The 12,363-nt window shown below is 69.6% G+C and carries 8 protein-coding genes; 2 read left to right on the top strand and 6 right to left on the bottom strand.

Annotated elements, in window-relative coordinates; translation table 11 throughout:
• From MJ785_RS07400 to MJ785_RS07380, 5 genes are all read right to left on the bottom strand, one after another.
• The coding region (locus tag MJ785_RS07400; protein WP_239380242.1) for a glycosyltransferase family 1 protein at positions 1-1,090 on the bottom strand (1,090 nt) is incomplete at its 3' end.
• Complete coding sequence (locus tag MJ785_RS07395; RefSeq protein ID WP_370652891.1) at positions 1,090-2,844, bottom strand: glycosyltransferase; 1,755 nt, start codon at positions 2,842-2,844, stop codon at positions 1,090-1,092. The genes MJ785_RS07400 and MJ785_RS07395, both read right to left, overlap by 1 nt.
• Positions 2,841-4,304, bottom strand: coding sequence for a glycosyltransferase family 2 protein (locus MJ785_RS07390; protein WP_239345914.1), 1,464 nt, complete (start codon positions 4,302-4,304; stop codon positions 2,841-2,843). The genes MJ785_RS07395 and MJ785_RS07390 overlap by 4 nt, the downstream gene beginning before the upstream one ends.
• The gene (locus MJ785_RS07385) at positions 4,301-5,524 is read right to left on the bottom strand and encodes an ABC transporter ATP-binding protein (RefSeq protein WP_239311061.1); all 1,224 of its coding nucleotides are present in this window, start codon (positions 5,522-5,524) and stop codon (positions 4,301-4,303) included. Before MJ785_RS07385 ends, MJ785_RS07390 begins: the two co-directional genes overlap by 4 nt.
• Positions 5,525-5,599: 75 nt before the next feature.
• Positions 5,600-6,535 (bottom strand): ABC transporter permease, encoded by a 936-nt coding sequence (locus MJ785_RS07380; RefSeq protein WP_370651638.1) that lies wholly within the window; start codon positions 6,533-6,535, stop codon positions 5,600-5,602.
• Between the two features lie 281 nt (positions 6,536-6,816).
• Between MJ785_RS07380 and MJ785_RS07375 the strand changes: the two genes are divergently transcribed.
• Positions 6,817-9,402: a haloacid dehalogenase gene (locus tag MJ785_RS07375; protein ID WP_239375186.1), complete on the top strand. Its 2,586-nt coding sequence runs from the start codon at positions 6,817-6,819 to the stop codon at positions 9,400-9,402.
• 85 nt (positions 9,403-9,487) lie between these two features.
• Positions 9,488-10,882 carry a class I SAM-dependent methyltransferase gene (locus MJ785_RS07370; protein ID WP_239380241.1) on the top strand — a complete coding sequence of 465 codons (1,395 nt, stop codon included), beginning with the start codon at positions 9,488-9,490 and terminating at the stop codon, positions 10,880-10,882.
• A gap of 66 nt (positions 10,883-10,948) precedes the next feature.
• Here the strand turns inward: MJ785_RS07370 and MJ785_RS07365 are convergent.
• A partial coding sequence (locus tag MJ785_RS07365) for a WD40 repeat domain-containing protein (protein ID WP_239380240.1) occupies positions 10,949-12,363 on the bottom strand: 1,415 nt, incomplete at its 5' end.

Raw genomic sequence — 12,363 nt, 5'->3', positions numbered from 1 at the left:
GGTAGACGGCGGCGGTACGTTCGGCCGTGCGTCGCCAGGTGAAGGTCCGGGCGTGCGCCCGTCCCGGCTCTGGGTCCATGTCGTCCTTGAGGACGCCGATCAGGGCGTCGGTGAACGCGTCGGCATCCATCGGTGGAGCCAGCCGCACGGTGTTGCCGGACATCGGTCCGACGACCTCCCGGACCGCCGGGATGTCAGCCGCGACCACCGGGGTCCCGGCCGCCAGCGCCTCCAACGGCGGCAGGCCGAACCCCTCGTAGAACGAGGGGAAGCACAGCGCGCTGGCCCCGGCGACCAGCCGGCGAAGCTCGTCGGTCCGGAGATAGCCGGCGTTGACGACCGTCCCGGCCGGCACTCGAGAAAGATCAAGATCTGGTCCCCAGCCGGCGGGCCCGACCAGGACCAGCGGTGGGGCGTCACTGATTTCGGCGTGCAGGCCGCGGAGCGCCTCCAGCAGGGTGGGGAGGTTCTTGCGCGGTTCGCGTGTACCGACGAAAAGCAGGTACGTGGTGGGCAGGCCATGGGCCGTAAGCCAGCGGTCAGCCGGCGGCGACGCGCTGAACCAGGAGGCGTCCACGCCGAGCGGTGTCACGGTCACCAGCTCCGGATCCAGCCGGTAGGTGTCGATGGCCTCGGTCGCGATCGCCTGGCTGGGGGTGATGACGGCGGCGGCGCGGCGCAGGCTACGCGGAACCAGCTCGCGATAACGCGCGGAGGCCGTGGAGACCGTGCCGGTCAGCTTCAGATACGCCAGATCGTGGATGGTCAGCACGCCACGGGCCCGCCGCGGTGGCGGCAGCACGAAGTTCGTGGCGTGTACCACGTCGGCCGCGCCGGTCATCCACTCCAGTTTCGGCAGTTCCCCGTGTGCCCACGCCTCGCGCACGATCCGGGCCGGAACCCGGCGCGCGGCCGGGCGTACACCTGGTGGCAGGGCGGAAGCGAAATTCTCCAGCCCGCGCCAGGTGAACGCTGTCGCTGCCACGTCCAGACCGGGCAGGCCGGGCAGTTCGGCGAGCAGGTGGGCCGTGTAGCGGCCGATCCCGGTGGGGGTGCCGAGTAACGGCGTGCCGTCCAGGATGACCCGCATCAGCCGCGATCCTTTCGGTCTCGGCTTTCCGGGTCGGGGGACAGGCTGGCTGGGCTGGCGCGGCGGGCGTAGAGCTGGTGCCGAGCGGCGATCTCGCGCCAGCGGTCGGTGAACGCCGCGTCCGAGAACTCCTGGGCGCGGGCCACGGCGCTCGCGGCCAGGCGAGCCCGCATGCCGTCCTCGGTGGCGAGGCGCCGGGTGAACGAGGCGAGCTGTTCGGGGGAGGTCCAGCGTAGGCCGTCGAGCCCATGCCGGACGATCTCGCGCTGGCCGGCCCGGTCGATCACCACTGGTACACAGCCTCCCGCCATCGCCTCGACCGTGGTCATCCCGAAATGCTCCGCCGTCCATGGCCTGCGGTCGGGGTCCTCGCCGTACCCGGTCGCGGACCAGAAGATCGAACAAGTGGACAGCAGGCGCTCGACCTCATGGCGCGGCGCATTCGGATGGATCTCGACCGGCAGGCCACGGGCGCTTTCACGAATTTTGTCCAGGTAGGGCAGCTGGGATTCCTCGCAGCCGCCGACGACGTGCATCCGCCAGCCCGGCAGTGCGCCCGAACGGTACAGCCCGCCGAACCACTCGACCATTTCCAGCTGGCGTTTGGCGTGCCCGAGACCGGGCGCGAACAGGCGCCCCACCGTCAGTACCGCGCGTTCCCGGATCTCAGCCGGGACGAGACGCTCCACCTGGATCGGCGGGTAGAGGATGGCCGCGTCACGATGCCACAGCCGGCGGATCCAGCTCCGGGTGTAGACCGAATTCGCCATCACGACGTCGTATGAGTCGAGGTAGCCCAGATCGCGCGGATTGGCCAGCAGCCAGGGGAAACGCGACGCGAGCAGGGCCCGGGCACCGTCGCGTTGGTCGGTCACGCGCGGCCGGCTGACCGCCACGCCGAGCTGGCGCAGGTCCCGGGAAGCGGGGATGCCTGGCGTGGTGCCCGGCGCGGGGATGCCCGCGGTGGCGGAACCCGGTGTGAACGTGTCGCTGACCAGCGTCAGCTCGCTGCCGGCGGATGACGCGGGCAACGGCACCGCGACCGGCTTGAACGACTCGTCGATCTCCACGGAGGCGAGGAGCTCACCGTGGGCGTCCTGAACGCGCAGCCGTACCATGCCGGTCGCCCCGGGCCGGCCGATGTCAGCGCGCAGCTCCCGTTCGCCGCCGGCCGAAACCGCGAGGACCCCCGCGCCGTTCGTCCAGATCCACTGTCTGCGCCGCCCTCCTTCCGGAGGGTACCAGCCGGTACCGTATCCAACGGCTGGACGGACGCCGCGCAGCAGCGGGCCACATACCCGGATGGCGGCCTTGCGCCATCCGGGCGCATCGTGATCGGCCGGTGTCGGGAAGAAGCACAGGTGTGCCGCATGCCGCGAGCGCGGGATCAGCCGGCTCATGTACGAGCCGTTGACGAACAGGTCGTAGTCGGCGCTGAGCTCGGCTATGGCCTCGTCGCCCCGGTCGGGCAGCAGGCGGTAGCGGCAGCCGGACAGGTCGAGCCCAAGATGCTCGGCGATAGCTGTCAGGTCGACCTCAGCATGGCCGAGGATGTCCACCTGGGCACCCTCGGCGGCGAGCACCTGAGCGATCATCCCGTTGTGGCGTTCCCCGCCGCCCATCGAGTGCCAGAACCTGTTGTAGACGGCGGCCCGCAGCCCGCTGGCTGGTCCGGGCCGGCCGCTGTGGCCGGTGGTCGGGCTCCGTTCTTCCTGGTTGCGCTGGTTGCGCTGCGTGGGCACTGGTGTGGTCATCGCGATGCCAGCCAGGTCTCCAGCTCGCGGTGGCCTACCGCCGCGGTGCGCGTGATCGCGCGCCGCCGGCCCAGCATCACCGGTAGCAGCCGCAGGTAGGACGCCATCACTGTCAGCCGCAGGATGGTCGGCCGCAGCGCGGGCCGGCTACGGGCGGCCCATGCCTGGCGGACCGCTCGGATGGCCATCGAGGCGGTTGTGAGCGGGTAGCGGCCGACCGCGCCCACGGCGATCCGGGCGTTTGCGTTCTTGGTGAGCATCAGCAACCGGTTACGGTCGGTGTGGAAGACGAACAGCGGCGACCACTCCACGCTTGACGCGGAGTGCACGTGCCGTACGACCGCGGCCGGGACATAGCGAATGGTGTGCCCGTGGGCGCGGATGCGCCAGGACAGATCGGTGTCCTCGTAGTAGAGGAAGAAGTCGTCATCGAACCAGCCGAGTTCCCGCCCGAGCTCCGTGCGGATGGCCATGCCGTTACCGCAGGCGGTGAACACCTCCTCGGCCTCGGCGAACTGTCCGCTGTCGATCTGCTGGTAGCCGCGGTCGGCACCGTAGCCGTCCCGCAGCACGATCCCGCCGACGTTGTTGATCACATCGACGCGGGTCACGTCACTGGGGACGGCCAGTTCCACGGTGGACGGTTCGGTGTCGGTGGCCAGGGTGGCGCTGCCGCCGTCCCAGCTCAGTGTGACCGGCTTGGGGGCCTCGCTGGACCAGGTGAAACCGAGGGTGACCGGGCCGCCCTCGGGCACCGGGACACAAAGCTCACCGTCGCCGCGGGTCCAGAAGAACGGCGCGGCCGCGCCGCCTTCCGCGCCGAAGGTCAGCTTCTCCCACAGGACCTCGCGCAGGACCTCCCGGCCGTTGACCGTCACCGACGAGATCCGGACACCGAGCGCGCGGGAGTCGTGCGGACCCGGCGTGAAGGTCGCGGTCGACAGCCGCAGCCGGAGGAAGCGGGGGAGGAACACCACCTTGCCGGTGACCGCGCCGAGCTGTTCACCGCCGGCGGCCGTGAACGGGGCCAGCAGGTTGGCCAACCAGTCGGGTTCGGGGACGGCGTCGTTGTTGAGCAGGACGGCGTAGGGGGTTGTGATCATCCGGAGCGCGAGGTTGTTGCCACCGGCGAAGCCGAGGTTCACCTCGGACGGGACGAGCCGGACCGATGGGTAGCGCTCGGCCAGCAGGGTCCTGGAGGAGTCCCGCGAGGCGTTGTCGACCACCCAGGTCTCGAAGGCGAAGTCGGTCACCTGCTTGGCTGTCCCGTCCAGGCACGCGGGCAGCAGATGCGCGCCGTTCCAGTTGACGATCACAACGGTCGCCAGCGGCCCGGCGCCGCCGTCCTGGGTGCCGCCGTTCTGGGTGCCGCTGTCCTGGGCGCTGACGGGCTGGAGGCGACGCGATCGTGCCCGGGGCGCGTCGCCAGCGCCAGCGGCCGCGGTCCCCGGGGCGCTCATGGGCGGGCTCCCGTCTCGTAGTCGATTTTGAGCAGGCCACCGGCCTGCGATCCGTTGATCCCGAACAGGTCCTCGAACCTCCGTCTGGTGAGCTCGGCCCCGGTCGCGGCGTCGGAGACGTGCACGCTGATCGCGAACGCGCCGAGCAGCTCAGGCAGCGCTGGCACGGTGAAGTCCACGGTCAGGGTGCCGGCGGCGCAGGGCACACCACCTGGCGGCGTCTCCATCAGCCAGACCGGCAGTTCATGCGGGCCGAGAGCATAGGTGTGCAGGTAGAGGCGTTCCGGCGCGTGCTCGGTGACGTCGAGGGCGATGCTGACGGTAAGCCTGTCGCCGGGGTTGAACTGGACCTGGGGCGGCCCGCCCGGGTCGCGGCTGAAGGTCACCGAGACGGGCCGCGCAACGGCGAACTCGTGCGGCACCGGGCCGTCCGAGGACAGGCTGCCGAGCCGCTGCCGCAGTAGCCGGGTGCCCACGGCCGGTGCGCCGTCAAAGATCATTGATCCGGATTCCAGGACCAGGATGCGGTCGCACATGCTCTCGATCAGATCCAGCGAGTGGGTGACGAACAAGATTGTGCGGCCCTCGGCCCGGAAAGCGTCGATCTTCGCCAGGCACTTCTTCTGGAACGCCTCGTCCCCGACCGCGAGCACCTCGTCGACGAGCAGGACGTCCGGGTCCACGTGGACGGCCACCGCGAACCCAAGCCGGACGTACTGGCCGGACGAGTAGTGCTTGACCTCATCATCGATCTTGTGGGGGAGCTCGGCGAAGTCGACGATCGAGTCGAACATCCGGTCGATCTCGCGGCGGGACAGGCCCAGCAGGGACGCGTTCAGGTAGACGTTGTCCCGGCCGGTGAGCTCGCCGTTGAAGCCAGCCCCGAGCTCCAGCAGGGAGGCGATCCTTCCAGTGACAGAGACATCGCCCTGGGTTGGGCGCAGGATTCCGGCCAGCACCTTCAACAATGTGGACTTGCCGGAGCCGTTCGCCCCGGCCAGCCCCACGGTCTGGCCGCGCCCGATCTCCACGTCGATGTCGCGCAGCGCCCAGAAGTCGTCTCCATGGGTGCGCCCGCGGCGCACGAACAGCTCTTTCAGGCTGGTCGCCCGCCGGTGGTAGGAGACGAATTTCTTCCCCACGCCGGTCGCCTGGATCACGACTGGGGTACTCACCCCCGCGTCGCCGACCGATGGCGTATCCGGCGGTGCGGGGGTCACGGCGATGTTCCCCGACGCCTCGATGACGGCCGGTTCAGCCGGTGACTGCTGCGCTGACACGTCTGTCGCCCGTCTCTAGAGGTCTTCCGCGAAGTCGGCCTGCATCCTGCGGAACACGTGTATGCCCAACCAGAGCAGGCCCAGCGATATCACGCCCGCGATGGCAAGGTGCTCAAGGTAGAAGAGGTACCCGGGGTCGGCGAGGATGCCCTGCCCGGTGGCGGGGTTCACGGACGGCCCTTTGTAGATCGCTCGCTGGAAGGTCGCGACCACCGTCGCCATCGGATTGAGGAAGTAGATCCACGTCCACTCGCGCAGCAGCTTGTGGATCAGCCCGACCGGATACACGATCGGGTTGAGCCAGAACCACGCGAGCAGCGCCACCTCCAGGAGATGCTCGGTATCGCGGTAGCGGACGTTGAGGCCCGACACGAGCATGGACAGGCCGACAGTGAAGATCATTGCTATGGCGAACGCGGGCAGGAGCAGGAACAGCTGGAGGCCGACAAAGCTGTAGCCCAGCGCCGCGACCACCACGAAAAGCACGATCAGCTGGAGAACGAAGTGGACGAGGGCAAACCCGACGGCGGAAAGCGGCAGCACCGGCAGCGGAAACCGGACCTTCTTCACGAGGTTCGCGTTGAAGACCACGCTGCCGGATGCCGATGACACGCTCGCCGAGAAGGCGTTCCAGATCAGCAGGCCGGACATCAGGTACACCCCGAACCGGGGTACTCCGGCGCTCATGATGACCTGGAAGACAAGGGTGTAGACGGCCAGCAGCAGCAGCGGGTTCGCCAGTGACCAGGCAAAACCGAGTGTCGACCCCTTGTATTTGACCTTGAGGTCCTTGCGGATCAGGTTGCGCAGCAGTTCCCAGCGGACCCGGGTCTGGGCCCGGCTGCGGCGCGCGAGCATCCGCGACTCCTGCCCGTCGCGCCCCCGGGTGCCGGGGCGCCGGCCGTCCCGCTGGGTCGCGGGTGCGGACCACTCGTCAACCAGGTTCGACACCGACAACCTTCCGTGAGCCGCGCCAAGATGTGGCAAAATCGGTACTGATTCGCTGAAAACGACCTGCCGTACCGGCCGCGCGGGGTATAACCCGGCAGGGCATACGCAAGATATCTCGAAGCGAGGTACTCGCGGGTAGGGCACTCCGGTGGCCACAGCCCCAGAGCCGATCCATAGTATCGGCCCGTTCATTCAGCTCTGGCCGGCCGCCGTCCGAGAAGCACCCGGGCACCAGCCGGCCCGTCGGAGGCGGCCGTGGTGGCTGCCGGTGGAGGACGCCCGTGTTCACCGACGTCCGGATTCGTGAGGTCTGGTCCCAGCTGGAGTCCGGTGGGGCCGAGGTCCTCACCCTGGACGTGTTCGACACGTTGCTGTTCCGGCTGGTTCCCGAACCCACCCATGCCTTCCTGCTGCTCGGGCGCCGTCTTGTCACGGCCGGCCTGCTGCCGCCGGCCGTGAGCGCGGGACAGTTCGCTCAGCTCCGGGTGCACGCGGAGACCCGTGCCCGCCAACACGCGCAGGCGGCGCGGGGCACGCTGGAGGCACGTCTCGACGAAATCTGGTCGGTGCTCATGCCCGCCATCCCCGGCAGCGGCGACGTTGACGACATGATCACCATGGAGGTCGACCTCGAGCGTGACGTCTGCCGGGCCGACCTCGCCGTCGCCGAGCTCGCCGAGCTCGTCATCACCAAGCTCGGCCGGCCCGTGTACCTGGTCTCGGACACCTATTTCTCCCCGGAGCAGCTCCGCCGGCTGCTCCGCCGGCCAGAACTCGCCGGGATCAGATTCACCCGGATCCTCACCTCCAGCGACGCTGGTGTGGGCAAGAGCGACGGCTTGTTCACCCATGTGCTGGCCGCCGCGGGCGTGGCGCCCTCCCGGGTCATCCACCTCGGTGACAACCCGGTGGCGGACGTCGAGGGCGCGCGGGAGCACGGCATCATCGCGGTGCACTACCCCAAGTACTCGGGCGAGCTGGCGGCGACGCTCACCCTGGAAGGGCTGCGCGGCGGACCAACCTCCGACACCGCGATCGACCCGGTGGCCGGCGACTACGGTATGACCGCGCTTCGCGCCCGCACGCTGCACCGTGCCGACGCCGCCGCGGTTCCCCCGGGCCTGCGCCGGCACTGGGAGACCGGTGCGACCGTCTTCGGCCCGGTGTTCACCGGTTTCGGTGAGTGGGCCGCCCAGCGGGCGCGGGAGTACGGGGTCGACCGCGTCCACTGCCTGATGCGCGAAGGGGCGTTCCTCGCCCGGGTGCTCGAAGAGCCGGCCGGTGACGTCGGCATCGAGGCGTCCACGCTGTGGGCCTCGCGCCACGTGTGCGCGCTGGCCAACGTCTACGAGGGCACCCCCGAGGAGCTGCGGGGGTTCCTGGCGCGCCGGCACCCGCCGAGCGTCGGCCAGCTGCTGCGCCAGCTCGGAGTGGGCCTGGAGGAAGTGGCGGGACTGTCCGCGCTGGCCAGCCGGCGCCTTGACGTCCCGGGCCTGCTCTCCGAAACGCTGGAGATCCTGTGCGGTGACGAGCGGGTGCGTGGCGAGATCGTGCTCACCGCCAGCCGGCTGCGGGAGCGCTTCCTGCGCTACCTGGACTCCCATCTCGGCACGGCGGGCACGGTGGTCGTCGTCGATCTCGGCTGGGGCGGCACCATCCAGGCGCTGCTGCAACGACTGCTGCATGCCTGCGGCCGCGAGGTGGAGGTCGTGGGCCTCTACCTGGCGACGAGTTCGGGCTCGCAGGCGCACCGTCTTGCCGGGCTGCGCCTGGAGGGCTATGTCGCCTCCGGCGGCGAACCCGACGCCCTGTTCAGCCAGGTGATGCGCAGTCCTGAGGTGCTCGAGCAGCTCTGCATGCCCGATACCGGCTCATTGATCGGTTTTGACGAGGACCACAACCCGCTGCTCGGCCCCGACCACACCACCCGCACGCAGGTCGCGCAGCGGGTTGCCGTCCAGGACGGGGTACTCGCCTACCAGCGGGAGTGGTTGCGCTACCGCCGGTCGGAGACGCTGATGCCGTCCCTTCTCCAGGACGGGGCGCGGTCGGCGGCGCTGCGCACGCTCGCGCGGTTCGTGACCCGGCCTACCTCTCAGGAGGCGCTCGCGTTCGGCGTCTGGGCGCACGATGACAACTTCGGTTCGGATGTGTCCGAGGGGCTGTTGCCCGCTGACCTGCTGCGCCGGATGCCGTATCTCACAGCCGCTGATCTTGAAAAGATCCCGATGCAGGAGCTCTACTGGCCGGCCGGGGTCGCGGCCGTGGCGAACCGGCCCCTTGCCGTTGTCAGTGGGCTGGCTGCGAATGCCGGGATCGACGCGGCGGAGGTCTCCCCGGAGGCTGCCGCGGGGCCCGTCGAGGTCTATGTCGACACCGGCAGCGACTTCGTCAACGGCCCGAAGGAGTCCGCGCTCACCCGGTCCGCTCGGGACGGGCTGTCGTGGGTGCGCCTGCGGGTCGACGGGGTCGGTGTCCGCCGGGTGCGCATCGACCCGGCCGGCCGGCGTGGTCTGATGCGGCTGGACTGGCTGCGGCTGTCCTTCCACCTCAACAACCTGGCCGAGCCCCACCTGGTGACGATGACCTCGGTGGTCGGGGAAGAGCGGCTGCATCTGGTGGGGGCGCGGGTACTGCAGCCGAATCTGATCGAGGTCAACAGCGACGACCCGCAGCTCATCTACGTCATCGATCCGGTGTCACAGGCGCATCTCGCGGCAACATACGCCATCGATGTCGAGATGGCCTTCGGCTGGCTGGCGATCGGTTCCGGCCCGTTGACGCTCGCCCCCCGTTCGGCCGAGGCGACGCCGTTGCCGCGCCGGGCCGCGCGCCGGCTGCTGCGTGAACTCGACGGCCGTTTCTGACCGCTCCCATCCTGATTCCGTATCAGGCTGAAGATACTGATGTGGGGTAAGACCGGTCGCCGTGGACGAACGGACGAGCGGACGAGTGGGCGAGGTCATTGTGGACGAGGTCACTGTGGACAAAGGCGCTGACGAAGGCACCGCGGACGACGGCGGCGCGGGTGCAGGCATTGCTGACGAAGGCAGCGCGGGCGAAGACAGCGCGGGCGCGGCCGGATCGGGTGCTGGCCCGGTCACCGACGCGTCGCCGTGGTTCGGCGGGCCACGTGGGGATCAGCCCGTTCCCCGCGCGGGCGAACCCGGTGCCGGCGATGCCTCGGACGGCACCGTTGAAGCTGTCACCGAGCGGACGCTCCAACCGTTGCTGCTGCATTCCCTCGCCGAGCTCCGTGAGGTGTGGTTGCCGCTTGTGGAGGCTGTGCGGGCACGCAGCGTCGTTGAGATCGGTTCGGAAAGCGGTGTCACCAGCTCCCTGCTCGTGGACATGCTGCGACGTCACGGTGGTGGCCGGCTCCTGATCGTCGATCCCGATCCTCGTGGCCTCCCCGACTCGGGTGAGACCGTCGAGGTCGTGACGGTACGCGGCTACAGCCCGCAGGCCCTTGACGGACTTCCGTTGGCCGATGCCTATCTGATCGACGGTGACCACAACTTCCCCACGGTGTCCGCCGAGCTGCGCACTGTCGACGAGGCGGTCCGCGCCCACGGCGGCAGCCATTTTCCGCTGGTCATCCTGCATGACGTAGGCTGGCCCGCGGGCCGTCGTGACCAGTACTACGTGCCCAGCCGGATCCCGCGGCGTGACCGGCAGCCCTACTCGTGGGATCACGGCGTACGGCTGGACAGCGCGGAGGCCGTACGTGGCGGTTTCCGCGGCGAAGGCGCGTTCGCCTGGGCGTTGACCGAAGGGGGTCCCCGCAACGGCGTCCGCACCGCGGTGGAGGATTTCATCGCGGATCGGCCTGAACTGCGTTTTCACCTGGTTTCACCGATCTTCGGCCTGGGCGTCGTGGTGGACCGGCGGGCGTCCTGGGCAGCCCGGGTGGAGGAGCTGCTGATTCCCTGGGTCCGCAACAGCCTGTTGACCCGGATGGAACGTAACCGTCTGGATCTTTATCTTTACGTGATCCGCATGCAGGACGAGATGACTGAGGCGGCCCGGCGCCGGCAGCGGGAGTGGGCGCGTTTCGACGCGACCCTGGCCGAGCACGCGGCGCGCGAGCTCAGCCTGCTCGATGCGCTGGCTCAGGCCGAACGCGCGCTGGAAGCCGAGCGCGGCGCGGCACAACAGCTGCGGGCGGCGCTGGGTGCCAGGAGCTCGCGGTCGTGGCCGCTCGCGCGCGTCGCAAGGCCCCACAGGCCGCCTGTTGACGAGCCGGCGCTGATACACGCGGCCCGTACGGCGGGCGCCGCGCTCAGGAGCAGGGTCGCTGATCCGCGACTGCGGGCTGCCAGGTTGCTGCTGCGTGGTTATCGGTAACCGGTACCGGTTACCGATAACCATTGGTGATTGATATCGAGAAACCTGGTTACCAGAGGTAGTTCCCTAGCACATTCCGGAGTAGGGCAGGTCAGGGATGTGCTCACGCCACTCGGCGGCGCTCAGGCGGTTGCCGCTGTCGGCGCAGGCTTGGGCGACGAGCGCGGCCGGGTCGATGTTCGCGATACGCGCGGTCCGGTCGTCGCTGAATGTGATCAACGTGTGGCCGTCGGGGCTGAGGACGACTCCCTGGACCCAGTCGGTCTGACCGCTGATCGTCCCTAGCGGCAGCGGATGATCAAAATCGGAGACGTCCCACAGGCGCGCGGTGGTGTCCCAGCCGGAGGTGACCAGTGTGTGGCCGTCGCGGCTGAACGCGGTGTCGTAGACCCAGGTGGGATCCGCTTTGATCGTTGTTCGGTTCGTCGGGGCCCGCGGATTGCGCACGTCCCATAGCCGGGCCGTGCCGTCGTAGCTCCCGGTCGCCAGGGTGTTCCCGTCCGGGCTGAAGGCGACCGACCACACGAAGTTGGTGTGGCCGTTGAGGGAGGCCAGCGGGACCGCCTGGGCGGGGTTGCTGACGTCCCACAGGCGGGCGGTGTTGTCGGCGCTCGCGGTCGCCAGCAGCCGCCCGTCGGGGCTGAACGTGACGTCCTGTACCCAGCTCTGATGGCGGGCGAGCACCTGGAGCTGCCGTGGCCGGGCCCGGTTGGTCACGTCCCACAGACGGGCGGTGTTGTCGTCCCCGGCGGTCGCGAGCAGCCGCCCGTCCGGGCTGAACGTGACGTCCCGGACATGCGCGTTGTGCCCGGTCAAGGTCGCCTGGGCCGCCGGATGGCTTGGATCGGTGACGTTCCACAGCCTGGCGGTGCCGTCGAAACCGCCGGTGGCCAGGGTGCGGCCGTCCGGGCTGAACGCGACCGCCAGGACCCAGTCGGTGTGGCCGGTTATGACCGTGAGCAGGGCCGGTCGGGTCGGCCTGGTGATGTCCCAGAGCCGGACGGTCCGGTCCGCGCTCGCGGTCGCGAAGATGTTGCCGTCGGGGCTGAGCGCTCCGCCGAGGACGGATCCGGTGTGACCGGTCAGCGGCGTGGCATACCGTCCCGCGAACGATGTGATCAGGCTGGCCCGCGCCGCGGGAACTGGCGAGATGCGATATGCCGCAAGACTGAGCCGGGCGGCCAGCGCGGGGTCGACGGCGCGGGTCGCGTCGGCGTTCGCCGCGACTTTCCGTGCGACATCGGCCCGCCCCCGGACATCGGTCCTGGCTCCGCCGGAGGACATCACCGCCGTGATCGTGATGGCGGCGGCGACCACCAGGGTGATGGCGCTGGCGACCAGCGCCATCACCCTGGTGCGCGGAGCGTGCCAGCGGAGCTGGAGCCGGCGCCGATCGTCATCCGGGCCGGGCGGCCGGCGCATCGTGAGCCGGCCACCGGCGGTTCTGGTCGCCGCTGGTTTGGCTGGTACGGGTGCTGGTG

The sequence above is a fragment of the Protofrankia sp. CiT1 genome (assembly GCF_917627335.1).
Lineage (GTDB): Bacteria > Actinomycetota > Actinomycetes > Frankiales > Frankiaceae > Protofrankia.
Note: the sequence above shows the minus strand (reverse complement) of the source record. Positions and strands in the feature narration are given on the sequence as shown.